Genomic DNA, 19038 nt, shown 5'->3' on the forward strand with positions numbered 1-19038 from the left:
GCCCCATGGAAATCAAGGTCAACTATCTCGACAACCTCCGCCTGGAGGCCAAGTTCGACGACTTCACGGTCATCTCCGACCAGCCCATCCGCTACAAGGGCGACGGCTCGGCGCCGGGGCCCTTCGACTACTTCCTGGCCTCCTCGGCGATGTGCGCGGCCTACTTCGTCAAGGTCTACTGCAACGCCCGGGATATCCCCACCGAGAACATCCGGCTGTCGCAGAACAACATCGTCGACCCGGAGAACCGCTACAAGCAGATCTTCAAGATCCAGGTGGAGCTGCCGGAGGATATCTCCGACAAGGATCGCCAGGGCATCCTGCGCTCCATCGACCGCTGCACGGTGAAGCGGGTGGTGCAGGAAGGTCCCGAGTTCGACGTCGAGGTGGTCGAGAATATCGACGAGGACGCCCAGGCCATGCTGACGGGTGTGCCCAAGGGCGCCGAGCGCGGCGAGGGCACCTGGATCGAGGGCAAGGATCTGCCGCTGGAGCAGACCATCGCCAACATGACCGGGATCCTGGCCGAGCTCGGCATGAAGATCGAGATCGCCTCCTGGCGCAATATCGTGCCCCACGTCTGGTCGCTGCATATCCGCGATGCCGCCTCGCCGATGTGCTTCACCAACGGCAAGGGCGCCACCAAGGAGAGCGCGCTCTGTTCGGCACTGGGCGAGTTCATCGAGCGCACCAACTTCAACTTCTTCTACAACGACCAGTTCTTCGGCGAGGAGATCGCCAACGCCGAGTTCGTCCACTACCCCAACGAGAAGTGGTTCCTGCCGGGGCCCGATGATGCCCTGCCCGAGGGGATCCTCGACGATACCACCCGCGAGATCTACGACCCGGAGGGGGAGCTCTGCGCCTCCCATCTGATCGATACCAACTCCGGCCGGGCCGATCGCGGCATCGTCTCGCTGCCCTTCGTGCGCCACTCCGACGGCGAGACGGTCTACTTCCCCTCGAACCTGATCGAGAATCTCTACCTGAGCAACGGCATGAGCGCGGGGAACACCCTGGCCGAGGCCCAGGTGCAGTGTCTCTCGGAGATCTTCGAGCGGGCGGTGAAGAAGCAGATCATCGAACAGGAGCTGGCACTGCCCGACGTGCCGGCCGAGGTGCTTAAGCGCTACCCCGAGATCGTCGAGGGCATCGAGGCGCTGGAGGCCCAGGGCTACCCGGTGCTGGTCAAGGATGCCTCGCTGGGCGGCCAGTTCCCGGTGATGTGCGTCACCCTGATGAACCCGAAGACCGGCGGCGTGTTCGCCTCCTTCGGCGCCCATCCGAGCTTCCACGTGGCCCTGGAGCGCACCTTCACCGAGCTGCTCCAGGGGCGCAGCCTGGAGGGCTTCAACGACTTCCCGGCGCCCACCTTCAACTCAATGGCGGTCACCGAGCCCAACAACTACGTGGAGCACTTCATCGACTCCTCCGGGGTGATCTCCTGGCGCTTCTTCAGCAGCCGTTCGGACATCGAGTTCTGCGACTGGGACTTCTCGGGTAGTGGTTCTCGCAGCAACGAACAGGAGGCCGAGACCCTGTTCGGTATCCTCGAGGAGCTGGGGCTCGAGGCGTATGCGGCCGTGCGCGACGAGCTCGGTGCACCGGTGTGTCGCATCCTGGTGCCGGGCTTCTCCGAGGTCTATCCGCTGGAGGACCTGGTGTGGGACAACACCAACATGGCGCTGGACTACCGCGAGGATATCCTCAACCTGCACCGCCTGGATGACGCGGCCCTGGCCGCGCTGCTCGAGCGCCTGGAGGAGAGCCAGCTCGACGAGCACATGACGATCATCACCCTGATCGGTATCGAGTTCGACGAGAACACCGAGTGGGGCCAGCTGACCATCCTCGAGCTGAAGCTGTTGATCCACCTGGCGCTGGGCCAGCACGAGGAGGCGCTGGAGCGGGTCGAGATGTTCCTGCAGTTCAACGACAACACCGTGGAGCGCAATCTCTTCTACCAGGCGGTGCAGGCGGTGCTGGAGATCGTGCTGGACGACGAGCTCGAGCTCGACGACTTCCGCCATAACCTGGGCCGGATGTTCGGCGAGGCGACCATCGAATCGGTGATCGGCTCGGTACAGGGCACGCAGCGCTTCCCGGGCCTGACGCCCACCAGCATGGCGCTCGAGGGGCTGGAGAAACACCAGCGCCTGATCGAGAGCTACAGGAAGCTGCATGCGGCGCGGGCGGCCAGGGCGGTCTGACGATCCCGGCGACTCGCCTGGCCTGATGGCTGTAGTGGCATGGTAGTGGCAAGAACGACGCCCGCCCGACATTTGCCGGGCGGGCCTTGTGGTTGCATGGTGCCGCGCAGTGAGGTGGCTTGCTACGGCTCCGCGTCCTTGCTCGCCCTGCCACCAGCGGCAGTGTCACCTTTCTCCAGTGCCGGCAGCACCAGCACCCGACACGGGGCGTTCACCGCCACGTACTCCACGGTGGCACGGCGCAGTGGCCAGCGGCCACTGCTCCCACGGGACACCAGGATCATCAGGTCGGCACCGAGCTGACCCGCCAGGCCCACCAGCTTCTCCCCGGCGTTGCCTGCCACCACGTGCAGCGTCGCGTTGTGATCCAGCGGCAGGTACTTGCGCACGAGCAGGTCCAGGGTCTTGTGAACCTCGGCTTCCTTCTGCTCCGGGGCTTCTTCCGTCACATGGGGGAAGAAGCCGCCGCCGCCGGGATGATAGACGCTGGCCAGGTGAAGCTCGCCGTCATCGGCCAGCAGCTCCATGGCCGCCTCGATCGCGCACTTGCCTTCGCCATCGTCTTCCGGATCAATGGCGAGCAATAGTTTCTGGTACATCGGTGGTCTCCTGTTTCACCGCGGAAGTGGCCTCGACCTCGGGAAATACTCTCCCCTGGACCAGCGCATCGACGCCGAAGCCGCGATAGTCCGCTCGCAGTGCCCTGAAAAGCGCTATCGCCATGAACACCAGCAGAATGCAGAAGGGCAGGCCCAGCGCGGTAATCACGTTCTGCAGGGCGTCCAGGCCGCCGGCCAGCAGAAGCGTCGCGGCAATCACCCCCTGGGCGACGGCCCAGAAGATCCGCTGGCGAACCAGCGAAGGCTGGTCATCGCGACGGGTCAGCATGTCGATCACCAGCGAGGCGGAATCCGACGAGGTGGTAAAGAAGATTACGATAATGGCCACGCTCAAGGCCGATACCACGCTGGTCAGCGGCAGCCCCTCGAGGAAGGCGAAGATGGCCACCGAGGGATCCTGCTGCACCTGCCCGGCGAGCGTCAGCTGACCGCTCATTTCCGCCTGGATGGCCGAGAGCCCGAAGATGCCGAACCAGACCAGCGTGAAGGCCGTGGGGGCAAACAGCACGCCGGCCACGAACTCGCGAATGGTGCGTCCCCGTGAAATGCGGGCAATGAAGATGCCGACGTAGGGCGCCCAGGAGATGGTCCAGGCCCAGTAGAAGAGGGTCCACTGCCGCTGCCAGTCGGTCTCCTTGTAGGTCTCGGTCCAGAAGGCCAGCCAGGGCAGGGCGCTGAGGTAGTCGCCCACGCTCTGCACCATGCCCTCGGCGATGAATACGCTGGGGCCAGCGAGAAGCACAAAGGCCAGCAGTACCACGGCCAGCAGGATATTGACCTGGGAGAGCCGGCGAACACCCTTGTCCAGCCCGAGTGCGACAGAGGTCGCGGCGATGCCGGTGATGACGGCGATCAGGCCGACCTGGACCAGTGGGCTGGAAGGAGCACCGACCAGATAGTTCAGGCCGCTGTTCAGCTGCAGCGTGCCGAGCCCCAGCGACGTGGCCACCCCGAACAGGGTGCCCAGCACCGCGATCACATCGATGGTCCACCCCCAGGGCCCGAAGGCCCGCTCGCCGAGAATGGGGTAGAACAGGCTGCTGATGCGCATGGGTAGGTCATGGCGATAGGCAAAGTAACCGATCGCCAGGCCCGGCAGGGCAAAGATGGTCCAGGTGTGCAGGCCGAAGTGGTACAGCGCGAGGGTCATTGCATCGCTGGCCGCCTGCTCCGAGCGTGGCGTGACGCCATCGAAGGGTGGGCGGGCGAAGTGGGAAATCGGCTCCGCCACGCCCCAGAACATCAGGATGGTCCCGATGCCGGCGGCGAACAGCATGGTGAACCAGGTCAGGTTGGAGTAGTCGGGACGACTGTCGTCGGCGCCCAGCCGGATATTGCCATAGCGGCTGACGGCCAGGCCGAGCAGGAAGATCAGCAGTGCACTGACCACGAGAATATAGAACCAGCCCAGGTTGGCGGCGACCCAGCCGGTCAGCAGGCCAAAACTGCTGGCAACGGCCTCGTCAAAGGGAATGGCTATCCCGACGAACAGCGCCGCGATGCCGGCCGAGGTGAAGAAGACTCCGGGTATGGTCTGGAGCCCGAGCCGACGCTGTAGCCATGTCAGCACATGCGCCTCCGTTGCGTTGGTCAATGCCTATGGCGGAGTCTCCACGCTAGCACAGGGCGTGAGTCGCTGCAGGCGCGTGCCGCCCAGCCTGAGCCATCGATGAGCGGTCCGTGTCGCAGGCGGGTGTGGGCCAGGCGATCCGTGAGGCCCGCTGCTGCGATGCTGACTACTCTTGTAGAGATAGCAGTGCTCTGTCGCGGCAACGAGAAAGGTGAACGCCATGTCCATGGAGCGAGTGAGACAGCATCTCGATGAGCAGAACATCAAGTATTCCATTCTGCAGCACTCTCCCGCCTATACCGCTCAGGAGGTCGCCGAGTCCGTCCATGTGACCGGCAGGCATTTCGCCAAGTGCGTGATGGTAAAGATCGACGGACGGCTGGCGCAGGTGGTGCTGCCGGCATCCGATCAGGTGGACCTCAAGCGCATGGCACAATCCGTCGGCGCAACATCCGTGGAACTGGCCAGAGAGGATGAGTTCCTGGAGAGTTTCCCGGATTGCGAAGTCGGCGCGATGCCGCCCTTCGGTAATCTTTTCGGGATGGAGGTATTCGTGTCCCCGCACCTGACCGCCGCCGATCGCATCGCCTTCAATGCCGGCAACCACACGGACGTCATGCAGCTCTCCTACGGGGACTTCCAGCGGCTCGTGAATCCCATCGAAGTGTCATTGTGAGGGTGGTCAGCCGGGCGCGCTGTCTGACAGCGACGTGGGCATGGCGACCTACTCCCTGACCACTCTCTGGTACCTGGAAGCGCCCATCAGCCAGGTGTTCGACACCCTCGGTGAGGTGCCCCTGTGGCCCGACTGGTGGCCGGGCCTGCTCGCCGTGGAGGAGCGTGACACGGGGGCGGATGACGGTACGGGGCGGGTCTACCACTACACCTGGCAAAGCCGCCTGGGCTATCGCCTGTGCTTCGATATGCGGGTGATCCGTGTCGTCAGGCCATGGCTCATCGAGGGCGCGGCCAGCGGTGATGTGTGCGGTGTTGGTCGCTGGCGGGTCAGTGAGCAGGCCGGGGTGACTCGGGTGTGCCACGAGTGGCAGGTGCGCACCACCCGGCCGTGGATGAATCTGGTGGCTCCGCTGGCTCGTCCGTTGTTCGTCTGGAGCCACCATGCGGTGATGCGAAACGGTGCCGAGGGGCTCGCCCGCCGTCTCGGTGTGCGGCTGTTGGACTTGGCCCATCTGTGAGACGCTGGCCGTTTGACCGAGTCTGAATCCACGCTTTGCAACGGGACCGCTGCCATGCTGTTTCGCTACTTCGAGCAACTGGTAGACCCGTATCCCTCCGGCGAACCCGGCACGCCGCCGCGGGGTCTCTTCCCCTTCATCCTGCACTTCTCCCGGCCGGTGCAGCCGCTGTTGATCGTGATGTCGCTGCTCACCGCTCTGGTTTCGGCGGCGGAGGTGGTCTTCTTCGGTTACATGGGCGACCTGGTGGACTGGCTGGCCGGCGCCGAGCGGGAGGGCTTCTTCGCCGAATACGGCTGGCGCCTGGTCGGCATGGCGGCGCTTGTGGTGGTTGGCCTGCCGCTGATCACCCTGCTCCAGGCGCTGGTGACCCACCAGAGCATCTTCGGCAATTACCCGATGATCGGCCGCTGGCTGGCGCACCGCCACATGCTGGGCCAGAGCCTGGCTTTCTACCAGGACGAGTTCGCCGGGCGGGTCTCACAGAAGGTGATGCAGACGGCGCTGGCGATCCGCGAGACGGTGATGAAGCTGATGGACCTGATGGTCTACGTGATCGTCTACTTCGCCGGCGCCATGCTGCTGATGGGCGGTGCCGAGCCCTGGCTGATGCTGCCGCTGGTGCTGTGGCTCGTCGGCTATCTCGTCATCATGCGGGTCTTCGTGCCGCGCCTGCGCCGGGTCTCCATGGAGCAGGCCGACGCCCGGGCGGTGATGACCGGACGCATCGTCGACAGCTACAGCAACATCCAGACCATCAAGCTGTTCGCCGACACCCGCCGCGAGCAGGACTACGCTCGCGATGCCATGGAGGGCTTCATGACCACGGTGTACCGCCAGATGCGCCTGGCCACCGGTCTCACCGTCAGCCTGACCCTGCTCAACTCGCTGCTGCTGGCCGGGGTGGCGGCCATGGCCATCGGCGCCTGGTACCTAGAGGCGGTGTCGCTCGGCGTCATCGCCGTGGCCATCGCCCTGGTGATGCGCATCCGCTTCATGTCCAACTGGATCCTCTGGGAGGTGGCGAGCCTGTTCGAGAACATCGGCACCGTGCAGGACGGCATCAACACCATCGCCCGGGAGCCGGCGGTGACCGACGCCCCCGACGCCGGCGCGCTCACGGTGCCCCGCGGCGAGATCCGCTTCGAGGCGCTGCGCTTCGGCTACGAACGGCCGGACGGGGAGGGCCGGAGGGTGTTCGACGGCTTGGACCTGACCATCGCCCCGGGCGAGAAGGTTGGGCTGATCGGCCGCTCCGGCGCCGGCAAGTCGACCCTAGCCAACCTGCTGCTGCGCTTCTACGACCTGGAGGGCGGGCGCATCCTGATCGACGGCCAGGACATCGCCGAGGTGACCCAGGAGTCGTTGCGACGCAACATCGGCATGGTCACCCAGGACACCTCGCTTCTGCACCGTTCGGTGCGCGACAACATCCGCTACGGCAGCCCGGAGGCGAGCGAGGAAGCGATCCAGGAGGCGGTGCGCCGCGCCCATGCCGATACCTTCATCGACGAGCTGGTGGACCTGCAGGGGCGCCGCGGCCTGGATGCCCACGTCGGCGAACGGGGCGTGAAGCTCTCCGGTGGCCAGCGCCAGCGCATCGCCATCGCCCGGGTGCTGCTCAAGAACGCCCCCATCCTGGTCCTGGACGAGGCCACCTCGGCGCTGGACTCCGAGGTGGAAGCGGCGATCCAGGAGCAGCTCTACACCCTGATGGAGGGCAAGACGGTGATCGCCATCGCCCACCGCCTCTCCACCATCGCCATGCTCGACCGCCTGGTTGTGATCGACGAGGGGCGTATCGTGGAGAGCGGCAGCCACCGCGAGCTGCTGGCACGAGACGGCCTCTACGCCGCCCTGTGGCGCCGCCAGTCCGGCGGCTTCATCGGGGTGGATGTGGAGGAAGGGAATGGCACCGACACGGCGAGGCAGGCATGACTCTGGATTACCGATGGCTCCACGACACGGTCCGCCAGCGGTTCGACTCCGATGCCGCCATGGAGGCCTTCCTGCCTCGGGCGCTGACGCCCGACGAGCTGAAGCGGCTGGGGGATGACCGCTACCTCTCCGCCATGAGCCGGCGGGTGTTCCGGGCCGGGATGCAGCATTCGGTGGTGGATGCCCGCTGGCCCGCCTTCGAGGAGGCCTTCTGGGGCTTCGCGCCCGAGATCCTGGTGCTGCTCACCCCGGAGCAGCTCGAGGGCTTCATGCAGGATGAGCGTCTCATCCGCCATCGAACCAAGATGCAGACCATCCCCCGCAACGCCCAGTTCATCCTGGATATTCGACAGGAGCACGGTGGAACCTTCGCCGAATTCATCGCCGACTGGCCGAGCAGCGACATCGTCGGCCTGTGGCGACTGCTGGCCAGGCGAGGCGCGCGCCTGGGCGGGCGCTCGGCGGCCGGCTTCCTGCGCCTGGTGGGAAAGGACACCTTCTTGCTGACCAGTGACGTGGTGGCCCGTCTGGTCGCCGCCGGCATCGTCGACCAGGCCCCCACCAGCCAGCGCGACAAACAGCGGGTGCAGGACGCCTTCAACGCGCTGCAGCAGGCTTCCGGTAGGCCGCTCTGCCAGCTCTCGGCGATGCTCTCCTTGACGATCAATCCCAGGTTCTAGCGAGAGCCGATGACCCGAGCCTTCACCGTGTGGTCGGTTGCTGTTTCGCTGCGTCCTGAAAAGAGTAAAATCAATGCTCTTTATAGAAAGGCAGGGGAACATACGATGTCGTCAGATCTGAACAGCCGCTATGGCCTGAATCCCGCGCATAGCGAAGTAGTCGAGACATGCCAGCAGGTGGCGCCGTGCCGCGCCCTGGACATGGGCTGCTCCAACGGGCGTAACGCCCTCTACCTGAGCCAGCTTGGCTTCGATGTGACCGCGGTGGACAACAACCCCGGCGCCATCGACATGCTGCAGCAGATCGTGAATCGCGAGGGAATCGAGAATCTCGATGCCCAGGTCTACGACCTCAATCGTGCCGCCCTGGACAGGGATTACGGGCTGATCGTCTGCACCGTCACCCTGATGTTCCTCGACCCGGCGCGTGTCGAAGCGGTGATCGCCGACATGCAGGCGCACACCCTGCCCGGGGGATACAACACCATCGTCTGTGCCATGGATACGCAGGCCTACCCATGCCCGGTGGGCTTCCCCTTCACCTTCGGCGAGGGGCAACTGCGCGAGGTCTATGCGGGGTGGGAGCTGGTCAAGTACAACGAGGATGTCGGCACCATGCACAATGGCGCGCGGTTGCAGTTCGCCACCCTGCTGGCGCGCAAGCCCGAGTAGCCCCACCAGGCCCCCGAGTCACTCCATGGCTCGGGGGCCTTGCGTTGTGGTCCTGTCCTGCATGACGCTCTGGGTTCCGGGTAGAGGAGGGCAGACGATGAAGACCATAGGGCTGATCGGCGGCATGAGTTGGGAATCGACCCAGACCTACTACCGCCTCATCAATCAGGGGGTGAAGGCGCGGCTGGGCGGGCTGCACTCCGCCCGGCTGGTGCTCTACAGCGTGGACTTCGCCGAGATCGAGGCGCTGCAGCACCGCGGCGACTGGGCGGCCACGGCGCAGATCCTCGGCGCGGCGGCCCGCTCCCTGGCGGCGGCCGGCGCCGACTTCCTGGTGCTGTGCACCAACACCATGCACAAGGTCGCCCCGCAGCTCGAGCAGGCCGTGGATATCCCCCTGCTGCACATTGCCGATGCCACCGCCAACGAGTTGCACCGGCAGGGCGTGGACCGGGTGGGGCTGCTCGGCACCCACTTCACCATGGAGCAGGCCTTCTACCGCGAGCGCCTGGAGGCGCAGGGCATCCAAGTGCTGATTCCCGACGCCGCCCAGCGCGAACGGGTGCACGCCGTCATCTACGACGAGCTGTGCCGCGGCGAGATCCGCGCGGACTCGAAAGCCGACTACCTGGAGATCGTGGCCTCGCTGGCCGGGCAGGGCGCCCAGGGCGTCATCCTTGGCTGCACGGAGATCGGGCTGCTGATCCAGCCCGGCGATACAGACGTGCCCCTCTTCGACACCACCGCCATCCACGCCGAACAGGCGGTGGAGGCCGCCCTTGTGGCTCCGGCGTCATAGCGCCTGCCGGCGAAGCCCCTTCGGATCGGCCACCATGGAAATACTCTCGCCGGTTGTCGATCTGGGCCGTCGTCGCGCGACTACTGGGTGAGAGGTCCCGGTAGAACTCAAGGTTGAATCGGCATCGGCCACTTGGCCGTGCCCCTGTGCCTGGAGGGAAGCGACCGGGCGGTACCCGACCTGTAGCCATGATGGAGGCGCCTATGACGACGATTGCCAAGAACACGATTTGCCTCTGGTACGAACGCGATGCCGAAGAGGCGGCGAACTTCTATGCCAGCACCTTTCCCGATTCCTCCGTCGGTGCGGTTCACCGCGCACCGGGAGACTACCCGGCGGGCAAGCAGGGTGATGTCTTGACCGTCGAGTTCACCGTGATGGGCATACCCTGCCTGGGGCTTAACGGTGGGCCAGGCATCCAGCACAACGAGGCGTTCTCGTTCCAGGTGGCCACCCAGGACCAGGCCGAGACCGACCGTTACTGGAAGGCGATCGTCGGCAACGGCGGCCAGGAGCTCGAGTGCGGCTGGTGCAAGGACAAGTGGGGCGTCTCCTGGCAGATTACCCCCATCGCGTTGACCAGGGCCTACACCAGCCCCGACCGCGCCGCCGCCAAGCGGGCGTTCGATGCCATGATGACGATGAAGAAGATCGACATCGCCGTGATCGAAGCGGCGATTCGTGGCGAGAAGCCGTCGACATGACAGCAGCATGCAGCGGACGGCGCCGCTTGCCGCCGCTGATGCTTAGTGTTGACCGCCCAAGCAAGGCCCCCGAGTCACTCACCTGGCTCGGGGGCCTTGCGTTTGGGCGGCGTGATGCTTAGGCGGCTGGCGTTGATGCCGGCAACCCTTGAGCGACGCCTGCGACCAATCGGGTGTGGCATACATCGGCTTCTTCGCATACGCTAAGCCGTTAAGGTTGCTTAGACGACCAGGCGATATGCCACCACACGCAGCGCAGGGACTACCGCAGGGATGGCAGAGAGCCATCACGGCTTGCCGGGTAGTGGCGGTAGCGTGCCGGAAGTTTCTCCCTGCTATCGAAAAGCTACAGTAATGGTCCGAGTTATCAGCGATTTCACCGCATGGCCTCCCATGCTGGCGGGATGTTATACGCTATAGAAACGAATGAAGTAGCGAATCCAGTAGCAGTAGGTCTTCTCGGTGCGCGGGTGTAGCGTTTCATCCGCAGGGTGGACCTATCCGGTCCATCAGCTTTGGCGGTTTGCTGTGCGTATCCATACTCCTACTCGCCAGATTAATGGATGTACATGCAGTATTATTGGTGTTGGCAAAGCGTGCAAGCACGTGAATTCTTTTTAGTTTGCCAAGGTTTTCTTTGGGTGCCATGAAATCAAAGGGTTAGCTAAAAAAATGTGCTGATAAGATTGTTGAACGCTGTTGCTCGTTCAAGTCAATAAACGAGCGCCCTGTCTAATACCTGCTATATAGTTTTGGAGAGTCGTGTTGTTCAACTTTAGGAAATTTGCTTTAAGTGTTATTTGTGGATTCAAAAGCCCATTAAAAAGTAGTATTAAGTATTTATTATTTAATCTAGCAATATGTGCATTGCTTTCTTTCATCTGGGTTTTATCAAAAATAGTCGTCAACTCAGAGTTTGCGGAGTTCATATGGTTAGATTTGTGGGGTAATTTGAAAATATATAAAGAGGTTGGTATTTTTATATTTCTTTCTCTTTTTTATTTGTTTTTTATTTTAAAAGAGCGAATGTTAAAGCTCTATTTGTATCAATCGCACTAAAATCCGTGACAACATTGTACATGATAAACTTAATGGTAGTCACTCTATCAAAACTGCTATTGGATTTTTCATTTTTAAATGCTGAAAAATGGATGGGTATACTTCCTTGGAAAGCGCAATACCCTTATTCGGCTATTTTCTTGTTGACTCTTATTTGGGGTATGACTTGGTATTCCACTCTGAAGCAACGTGAAATAATAAAAAAAGAGGATCCAAATTATTATGATATATATGATCAAGCTGTTGCGTGGTTACGAAAATAAACTTTATAAAAAAGGTTCTTCGTCACTTCACGTGGATTTGGCCTGATCGAACAGGCGGCCCACTGGGCTACCAATCAGGTAGATCATGGCGATGAAGTTGGCCTCGTTCCGGTAGCCGCGTGCGCGTGAACGAGCCGCCTGGAACAAGCCGTTCATCCCTTCCAGTCGCGCGTTCGTCAGCCCCGAGATCCAGCGCCTGACCACCGCGTCGGTGTGCCGCTCCAGCGTCTCCAGAGCTTTTCCCATGGGCTTCAGCAGTGGCTTCTCCGAGACCGCCGCCTTCATGACCTTGAGGTAGTTCGTGATACGCCACCGGGCCGCTCGCGGTGTCGGGGCCTTCTGGATCCAGCGCAGCTTCTCCTTGATCACCCAGGCGTCGGACGTGGCGCTCTGGTCAGCCACCAGTTCCTGGAGCGCCGCCAGCTGCTTGGGCGTCAGGTTCTCGTTTTCCAGGCTCTTCAGCAGGGCCCAGCGCAGCGACTTGGGGTGTCCCTGCTCCCGGCGCTCCTTCTTGCGTACCTCGTCCAGCCGCTTGGTGAAGGTCTGCACGATATGAAACCAGTCGACCGTGACCTCGGCCCTGGGAAGATGCTCGGCCACGCCGCTCAGGAAGGCCTGTGACATGTCACAGACGACCTCGGCCACGTTGTCCGGATCGCCGCCATGAGCCGCCAGGAAGGCGCTGAAGGCCTTGATGGTGTCCTTGCCGTGGCCGGGGACGGCGAAGATCACCGGCTCCTGCTTGCGCTGCATATCGAGGAACACCGTCACATAGCGCTGGCCGCGCCGGGAGGCGGTTTCATCAACACCGACGGTGGCCACCTTGGACAGGTCCAGCTCCCCCAGCATCCGACCGACGTAGTGATGCACGATGCGCCACAGCCGCTTGTCGGAGATCTCCAGCTGCCGGGAGACGGCCAGCACCGGCATCTCCTTGACCAACGACATGGCGGCTTGCTCGAACAGCAGGGTGAAGTCGCTGCCCGGCCGCGCCCAAGGGACCTCGATACGCTTGACGCCATGCACCGGGCACTTGGTACGCGGCACGCGAGCATGCAGGTAGCAGTGGTGCTGGAAGAAGTTCAGATGCCGCCAGGCCTTGTCGGCGAAGTCGTGAGCCGGGCAGGCCTTGCCGCAGTCAGGACAGGGGTAGAGGCTGCCCCGCTCGGCCTCGACGTAGAGGTCCAGCCGGTGGGGTGACACGGCGGTATCCAGGTGCTGGTCCTTGAGGATCCAGGGCGCTTCCAGGCCCAGGCCGAGGGTCAGAATCTGGGTGCCGTCCATGCCATGCCTCCTGTCGTCGTGGAGGCCATATCCTGGCCCAGCTCAGGGGGCGAATTCCACACCCAACGACGAAGAGCCATAAAAAAGCCATTCAAAATTGAAAAAATGGTTTCCCGCCTTTGTCGATTATTTTAACCAACTTTTTTAAGCCTCTTGATGAGGCGTTATTCTTCCAATCAGGAATGCTGAGATAATTAAAGGAAATAATATGATTTTGAAATATCCGGCTGCACTTATCTTCGTGATAATAGCGTCAAGCCAGGTTTTTGCGCAGGATCTGGAGGCAAAAAAAGCGAACGAAGATATAATGGTCTGTATGTATAAGGCTGTTATTGAACTTGATGATGGTGTTTCCGGAGTTAATTCTCTATCGCCTATTATTTCTGACTGGTGCAAGAAAGAATCTGATCGTTTCTACCAAATTATGCGACGCGGCATTAACGGGCCCATTGATGAAAGGGTTGCTCGGCAGGCTATTCGAGAGAAAGATTTAGAAATGGCCAGTAGGATTATATTAATTAAGCGCGCTGATGAACGTAAGGCTCGACAGCAGCGGTGACCATGCAAACTGCTTTGAATATAGCTACGCTTGTGGGTGATTTCACTGCTTTGTGGTTCTTGTATGAAAAATGAGTAATTGTTTTGAGCTGGTTAAATCTGTATATAAGAGCGTTGCTAAATCCATTTTCTCTGCCGGATCAAGGGTTTAAATTTATTTCCAACAAACCCAAATTTTTTAAAAGAGACCAGTATTCTCCTGTGAGTGCAGAGGGAAGAGAATTTTGCATTTCTTTAAATAATCACGGTGTTATAAGAGAGAAAGGTGGCTTTTTTAGGGATTCTGGTCTGGGAAAACGAATGCCGTCGGGACCGTCAGCCTAACAAGTAGCTGTTGTCAGACGTGCCTTCGGTGCGCTCCGGACGCCGTAAAACCAAGCGCTAGACTCCCAGTAATCGTGATTATGCCCGTGTATCTGGGTATTGATTAGGAAATAGAAGGAATGCAGTTCATAAGCAGTGGTCCCGATATACCGGATGAGCTCTTGCAGGCTCATGAGGAAGGGTGTGTGGTGTTTTTTTGTGGTGCGGGCATTTCCTATCCCGCTGGCCTGCCAGGATTCAAGGGTTTGGTGGAGGAAATCTATCGGCTGAATGGGACGGTATTTTCAGATATTGAGAAAGATGCCTTCGAACGTGGCCAGTTCGACGCAACACTAGATTTACTGGAGCGACGCCTTCCGGGCCAGCGCCTGGCTGTCCGAAGTATGCTGGCAGAGGTGCTGAAACCGAAACTCCGCCGCAAGGGTGCCACCGATACGCAGGCAGCGCTGTTGCGACTGGCGCGCAGCCGCGAGGGTGCCCTGCGCTTGGTGACCACTAACTTTGACCGAATCTTTCATGTGGCGGCCAAACGTACGGGCCAAGCGTTTCAGGCCTATTCCGCCCCGATGCTCCCGATTCCGAAGAATAGCCGTTGGAATGGGCTGGTCTATCTGCATGGCCTGCTGCCCGAAAGGGCGGACGACACCGCACTGAACCGGCTGGTCGTCACCAGCGGTGATTTCGGCTTAGCGTACCTAGCGGAACGCTGGGCAGCCCGCTTCGTGAGCGAGTTGTTCCGCAACTACGTGGTCTGCTTCGTGGGTTACAGCATCAACGACCCAGTGCTCCGCTACATGATGGATGCGCTGGCAGCTGACCGGATGCTAGGCGAGGTGACACCGCAGGCCTGGGCTCTGGGTGATTGCGAGCCGGGGCAAGAGTACCGGAAGACCATTGAGTGGGAGGCCAAGGGCGTCACACCTATCCTCTACACCGTACCGGCTGACAGCCATGACCATTCAGCGCTGCACCAAACCCTCCACGCTTGGGCAGACACCTACCGCGACGGGGTACAGGGCAAAGAGGCCATCGTAGTCAAACACGCAATGGCTCAGCCACAAGACAGCACGCAGCAGGACGATTTCGTCGGACGAATGGTGTGGGCCTTGTCGGACAAAACAGGGTTGCCGGCCAAGCGATTCGCCGACTTCAATCCCGCTCCTTCATTGGACTGGCTGCTGGAGCCCTTCGTGCATGAGCGCTTTGGGCACAGCGATCTGGCACGCTTTGGCGTGCCGCCCCAAGATGAGGTGGACACCAAGCTGCGCTTCAGCCTTGTTCGGCGGCCTGCGCCCTATGACCGCGCTCCGACGATGCTGCTCGCCTCAGGAGGCATCGTTGGCAGCCAATGGGATGATTGTATGTTCCACCTCGCCCGCTGGTTGGTGCGCCATCTGGATGACCCGAGACTGATTATCTGGATTGCGGAGCGTGGTGGACAGTTGCACGACCGTTGGCCGTGGTTGATCGAGCACGAATTGGATCGCTTTGCCACGCTGGAGCGGGATGGCAAGACTTCTGAGCTCGATGAAATTCGCTTGCACGCCCCCAAGGCCATTCCCAGCCCGTTAATGCGTACCTTGTGGCGGCTACTGCTCAGTGGCCGAGTGAAATCGCCTTGGCACGATTTGGAACTGTATCGCTGGCAAGGCCGTCTGAAACGTGAGGGAATGACTGCCACACTGCGCCTAGAGTTGCGCGAGTTGCTCGCGCCCAAGGTGAGGTTAAAAAAGCCGTTTTGCTGGACCGACGACGATTCGGATATCGCTGATGAGCCTCTGCAAATCAATCAGTTGGTGGATTGGGAGCTCGAGCTTGCTTCCGATCACGTGCATACGACCCTGCGAAACCTTGCCGACGAGCCTTGGAAACCTGCATTGCCACGATTGCTCGAAGATCTCCAGCAATTGCTGCGCGATGCACTGGACCTGCTGCGTGAATTAGGCGAGGCGGATGACCGTAGCGACCGTTCACACTGGGATCTACCTTCCATTACGCCGCACTGGCAGAACCGGGGTTTCCGCGACTGGGTGAGCCTAATCGAATTGCTGCGCGATGCATGGCTGGAAGTTCTCGCGACCGACTGCGCACGCGCCACGCGAATCTGCCAAGCTTGGTTTGACTTACCGTATCCCACCTTCAAACGCCTGGCCCTCTTTGCCGCAAGCTACGACGATTGCATCCCGCCGGAGCAGTGGGCGGATTGGCTCTTGGCCGACGACGCGTGGTGGCTTTGGACCACTGGTTTGCGACGTGAGGTATTAAGGCTCTTCGTTCTGCAGGGTCAACATTTGGCAGGGGCCGCTCAGGCACGCTTGGAGGCAGCCATCTTGGTGGGACCGCCCCGCGAGATGTTCCGGGCTGACCTGGAAACAGATCGCTGGCAAGACTTGGTGGCTCGTTCCGTTTGGCTGCATCTGGCCAAGCTGAACAGTTCAGGCTTAGCTCTAGGTGCATCTGCGGCGGCCCGCTTAGTGGAGATCTCCAATGCCTATCCGCAATGGCAATTAGCACTCAACGAACGTGACGAGTTCTCGCACTGGATGAGTGGCACTGGCGATCCAGATTACGAGGACAGCCGTGACGTCGACCTTGCGCCTCGTACGAGGCGGGAACTGGTGGAATGGCTAACAAAGCCGCCTCCCGAACGTCGGCCGTTCTACGAAGATACGTGGCGTGACGTTTGCCGCACGCGCTTCTTTCACAGTCTGTTTGCGCTATGCGATTTGTCGCGAGATGGCGTGTGGCCAGCCGACCGATGGCGTGAGGCACTGCAGGCGTGGTCGGAAGAAGGTATGGTGTTGTGCTCTTGGCGATACGCTGGGCCGCTGGTACAGACCATTCCAGACACCTTGCTGCAGGAGATTGATCACGCAGTGACCTGGTGGATGGAAGCCGCATCCAAGTCCATCAACCGCCATGAGGATATCTTGCTGGAGCTTTGTCACCGCGTGCTGGCACTGCCACTGGAAGCTGGCTCAGGTACCCACATCATCCGTAATGGCCTCCAGACCTATGACCCTGTCGGCTCTGCGATCAACCATCCCATTGGGCATGTCACCCAGGCTCTAATCAACCTTTGGTTCAAGCAGACCCCTAACGACAACGATCTGCTTCCAGCTGATCTCAAGCCGATCTTCACTGCACTGTGCGATACGCAATTGGATCGCTTCCGCCACGGTCGGGTGTTGCTGGGTTCGCGTCTGATCACATTTTTCCGTGTGGACCGCCCCTGGACTGTGCAGCACCTTTTGCCGCTGTTTAGTTGGAGCAATCCCATCGAAGCAAAGGCCGCGTGGGAGGGCTTTCTCTGGTCGCCGCGCTTGTACCAGCCGTTGCTGACCGCCTTCAAGTCACAGTTCCTAGATAGCGTGAACCACTATGCTGATCTAGGCGAGCACCGCCAGCAGTTCGCGACTTTCTTGACCTTCGCAGCATTAGGCCCGACCGAGGCATACACCGTGGAGGAGTTCCGGTCTGCGATAGGAGCTCTCCCTCAAGAAGGTCTGGAGGAATCCGCGCAGGCGCTCTCCCAGGCACTTGCAGGCGCAGCAGATCAAGCTGAGGACTATTGGAAAAACCGTGTTCAGCCGTTCTGGCAACAGATATGGCCAAAGTCCCGTGACCTGGCCACGCCGCGCATAGCCGAGTATTTGGCTCGTCTGGTGATTGCCGCCCGAGGTGAATTCCCAGCTGCCTTGACCGCAGTGCAGGATTGGCTGCAACCGATTGAACACCCGGACTACGTCATACACCTGCTACACGAGTCGGGTTTGTGCAGAAGTTTCCCTGCCGAGGGGTTACTGCTAATAAATGCCGTGATTGCTGACCAACAGTGGGCACCCCGGGAATTGGGACAATGCTTAGATGAGATTGTTCAAACTGCGCCACAGCTTGCACAGGATGCCCAATACCAGCGACTACAAGAGTACTTCCGAAGGCACCGGATGTGATGGCGACCTGTGTAATGATTCTAAACCATTCGGTTCTAACAAACGAATGTTGACGGACTGGTTTTCCGCTGGGCTCGAAACCAGTCGCAAATGCGGGCTTTATCTATTGTAGGGTCCCGGATGATCAAATGAGCTATAGGAGTTATCCTCTGCTGGCAGCCAGAGAGCTTCTACAAATTCATTTGGGAGCAGGTTCATGGACATCAAGCTGCAAAAGCAGGCGGCCACGACACCGAAGATCCGTGCTGAGATCCAGGCAGCGCCTTCCAGCATCACGGATAGCGAGCTGGCCCGCCAGTATGGCGTCTCCCCCGCGACCATCCGGCGCTGGCGGTACCGCGATGATGTCTATGACCGACCGCACACGCTTCACAACCTACTGGCCACCCTCACGTCCGAGCAGGAGGAGGTGCTGATCGCCGCTCGCGAATTCCTGCGCCTCGGTCTGGATGATCTGCTCGTCGTGGCACGTGAGTTCCTGAACCCTCGACTGTCTCGCTCAGGCCTGCACCGCATGCTCCAGCGCCGCGAGGTGCCGACACTGGCAGAACTGGCTCGGCAGGACGCTGGCGATGATGGCAAGCCCCGGCACAAGCCCTTCAAGGACTACGAGCCTGGGTACGTGCATATCGACATCAAGCACCTGCCTCAGATGCCTGATGAGGAGCAGAAGCGCTACCTGTATGTCGCCATCGACCGTGCCACACGCTGGGTCTATCTGGAGGTCAGGCGCAGCCAGTCTGCCAAGGATGCCAAGGCGTTCATGAAGCGCGTGGAGGAGAAGGCTCCCTTCACGATCCAGACGGTGCTCACTGATAACGGCAAGTCGTTCACTGATCGCTTCACGCGGGCAGGTGAGCGCAAGCCCAGCGGACGCCACCCCTTCGACCAGGAATGCCAGGCCCATGGGATCGACCATCGCCTGATCAAGCCGGGAAGGCCACAGACGAACGGTATGGTCGAGCGGTTCAACGGCCGCATCAGCGACGTGCTGGCGACTCGGCGCTATACCTCAGGTGAGGACCTGGAGCAGACGCTCAAACGCTACGCTTGGCTGTACAATCACCACATCCCTCAGAAGGCGCTGCATCATCAATCGCCGATCACGGCGATGAAGGGGTGGCAGGCCAAGCGACCTGAGTTATTTACCAAACGAGTGGTCAATCACACGGGACCCGACACCTACACAATAAGCCCCGAGTCAATCA

14 protein-coding genes and 2 pseudogenes are annotated in these 19038 nt (G+C 60.8%); 12 read left to right on the forward strand and 4 right to left on the reverse strand.

What is annotated here, in order from left to right:
• Positions 1-5 precede the first annotated feature (5 nt).
• Positions 6-2210 carry an OsmC domain/YcaO domain-containing protein gene (locus tag ACJ7IV_RS06335; protein WP_483866260.1) on the forward strand — a complete coding sequence of 735 codons (2205 nt, stop codon included), beginning with the start codon at positions 6-8 and terminating at the stop codon, positions 2208-2210.
• A gap of 122 nt (positions 2211-2332) precedes the next feature.
• Here ACJ7IV_RS06335 and ACJ7IV_RS06340 read toward each other — a convergent pair whose 3' ends face one another.
• Together ACJ7IV_RS06340 and ACJ7IV_RS06345 are read right to left on the reverse strand one after the other, a co-directional pair.
• Entirely contained in the window at positions 2333-2809 is a 477-nt protein-coding gene (locus ACJ7IV_RS06340) for a universal stress protein (RefSeq protein ID WP_483866261.1), read from the reverse strand.
• Positions 2781-4400 (reverse strand): BCCT family transporter, encoded by a 1620-nt coding sequence (locus tag ACJ7IV_RS06345; protein WP_483866262.1) that lies wholly within the window; start codon positions 4398-4400, stop codon positions 2781-2783. Before ACJ7IV_RS06345 ends, ACJ7IV_RS06340 begins: the two co-directional genes overlap by 29 nt.
• Positions 4401-4620: 220 nt before the next feature.
• On the opposite strand from ACJ7IV_RS06345, the gene ACJ7IV_RS06350 reads away from it, so the two are divergent.
• From ACJ7IV_RS06350 to ACJ7IV_RS06380, 7 genes are all read left to right on the forward strand, one after another.
• Entirely contained in the window at positions 4621-5076 is a 456-nt protein-coding gene (locus ACJ7IV_RS06350) for an aminoacyl-tRNA deacylase (RefSeq protein ID WP_483866263.1), read from the forward strand.
• 40 nt (positions 5077-5116) lie between these two features.
• Entirely contained in the window at positions 5117-5596 is a 480-nt protein-coding gene (locus ACJ7IV_RS06355) for an SRPBCC family protein (RefSeq protein WP_483866264.1), read from the forward strand.
• Positions 5597-5650: 54 nt separating this feature from the next.
• Entirely contained in the window at positions 5651-7534 is a 1884-nt protein-coding gene (locus tag ACJ7IV_RS06360; protein WP_483866265.1) for an ABC transporter ATP-binding protein, read from the forward strand.
• Positions 7531-8214 (forward strand): DNA-3-methyladenine glycosylase I, encoded by a 684-nt coding sequence (locus ACJ7IV_RS06365; RefSeq protein WP_483866266.1) that lies wholly within the window; start codon positions 7531-7533, stop codon positions 8212-8214. Before ACJ7IV_RS06360 ends, ACJ7IV_RS06365 begins: the two co-directional genes overlap by 4 nt.
• Positions 8215-8319: 105 nt before the next feature.
• The gene (tehB, locus tag ACJ7IV_RS06370; protein ID WP_483866267.1) at positions 8320-8886 is read left to right on the forward strand and encodes a tellurite resistance methyltransferase TehB; all 567 of its coding nucleotides are present in this window, start codon (positions 8320-8322) and stop codon (positions 8884-8886) included.
• A gap of 97 nt (positions 8887-8983) precedes the next feature.
• Entirely contained in the window at positions 8984-9685 is a 702-nt protein-coding gene (locus ACJ7IV_RS06375; RefSeq protein WP_483866268.1) for an aspartate/glutamate racemase family protein, read from the forward strand.
• A 203-nt stretch (positions 9686-9888) separates the two neighbouring features.
• Positions 9889-10389 (forward strand): VOC family protein, encoded by a 501-nt coding sequence (locus ACJ7IV_RS06380; protein ID WP_483866269.1) that lies wholly within the window; start codon positions 9889-9891, stop codon positions 10387-10389.
• A gap of 407 nt (positions 10390-10796) precedes the next feature.
• Here ACJ7IV_RS06380 and ACJ7IV_RS06385 read toward each other — a convergent pair.
• Positions 10797-10862: pseudogene (locus ACJ7IV_RS06385) on the reverse strand (phage integrase N-terminal SAM-like domain-containing protein); the annotation flags it as partial.
• A gap of 618 nt (positions 10863-11480) precedes the next feature.
• On the opposite strand from ACJ7IV_RS06385, the gene ACJ7IV_RS06390 reads away from it, so the two are divergent.
• The gene (locus tag ACJ7IV_RS06390; RefSeq protein WP_483866270.1) at positions 11481-11711 is read left to right on the forward strand and encodes a hypothetical protein; all 231 of its coding nucleotides are present in this window, start codon (positions 11481-11483) and stop codon (positions 11709-11711) included.
• A gap of 27 nt (positions 11712-11738) precedes the next feature.
• On the opposite strand, the gene ACJ7IV_RS06395 is transcribed toward ACJ7IV_RS06390, so the two are convergent.
• Positions 11739-12995 (reverse strand): ISL3 family transposase, encoded by a 1257-nt coding sequence (locus tag ACJ7IV_RS06395; RefSeq protein ID WP_483866271.1) that lies wholly within the window; start codon positions 12993-12995, stop codon positions 11739-11741.
• 208 nt (positions 12996-13203) lie between these two features.
• Here ACJ7IV_RS06395 and ACJ7IV_RS06400 point away from each other — a divergent pair, with 208 nt between their 5' ends.
• From ACJ7IV_RS06400 to ACJ7IV_RS06410, 3 genes and pseudogenes are all read left to right on the forward strand, one after another.
• Positions 13204-13554, forward strand: coding sequence for a hypothetical protein (locus ACJ7IV_RS06400; RefSeq protein ID WP_483866272.1), 351 nt, complete (start codon positions 13204-13206; stop codon positions 13552-13554).
• A gap of 442 nt (positions 13555-13996) precedes the next feature.
• The gene (gene dsr1 / locus ACJ7IV_RS06405) at positions 13997-17830 is read left to right on the forward strand and encodes an anti-phage defense-associated sirtuin Dsr1 (protein ID WP_483866273.1); all 3834 of its coding nucleotides are present in this window, start codon (positions 13997-13999) and stop codon (positions 17828-17830) included.
• Positions 17831-18026: 196 nt separating this feature from the next.
• A pseudogene (locus ACJ7IV_RS06410) lies at positions 18027-19010 on the forward strand (IS481 family transposase); the annotation flags it as partial.
• Between the last annotated feature and the right edge of the window lie 28 nt (positions 19011-19038).

Source organism: Halomonas sp. C10-5, from assembly GCF_057169305.1.

Coding starts and splice junctions, on each gene's coding strand:
- dsr1 (WP_483866273.1), top strand. CDS start 13,997: ATGCAGTTCATAAGCAGTGGTCCCGATATACCGGATGAGCTCTTGCAG.
- tehB (WP_483866267.1), top strand. CDS start 8,320: ATGTCGTCAGATCTGAACAGCCGCTATGGCCTGAATCCCGCGCATAGC.
- ACJ7IV_RS06355 (WP_483866264.1), top strand. CDS start 5,117: ATGGCGACCTACTCCCTGACCACTCTCTGGTACCTGGAAGCGCCCATC.
- ACJ7IV_RS06350 (WP_483866263.1), top strand. CDS start 4,621: ATGTCCATGGAGCGAGTGAGACAGCATCTCGATGAGCAGAACATCAAG.
- ACJ7IV_RS06340 (WP_483866261.1), bottom strand. CDS start 2,809: ATGTACCAGAAACTATTGCTCGCCATTGATCCGGAAGACGATGGCGAA.
- ACJ7IV_RS06360 (WP_483866265.1), top strand. CDS start 5,651: ATGCTGTTTCGCTACTTCGAGCAACTGGTAGACCCGTATCCCTCCGGC.
- ACJ7IV_RS06380 (WP_483866269.1), top strand. CDS start 9,889: ATGACGACGATTGCCAAGAACACGATTTGCCTCTGGTACGAACGCGAT.
- ACJ7IV_RS06335 (WP_483866260.1), top strand. CDS start 6: ATGGAAATCAAGGTCAACTATCTCGACAACCTCCGCCTGGAGGCCAAG.
- ACJ7IV_RS06375 (WP_483866268.1), top strand. CDS start 8,984: ATGAAGACCATAGGGCTGATCGGCGGCATGAGTTGGGAATCGACCCAG.
- ACJ7IV_RS06365 (WP_483866266.1), top strand. CDS start 7,531: ATGACTCTGGATTACCGATGGCTCCACGACACGGTCCGCCAGCGGTTC.
- ACJ7IV_RS06400 (WP_483866272.1), top strand. CDS start 13,204: ATGATTTTGAAATATCCGGCTGCACTTATCTTCGTGATAATAGCGTCA.
- ACJ7IV_RS06395 (WP_483866271.1), bottom strand. CDS start 12,995: ATGGACGGCACCCAGATTCTGACCCTCGGCCTGGGCCTGGAAGCGCCC.
- ACJ7IV_RS06390 (WP_483866270.1), top strand. CDS start 11,481: ATGGTAGTCACTCTATCAAAACTGCTATTGGATTTTTCATTTTTAAAT.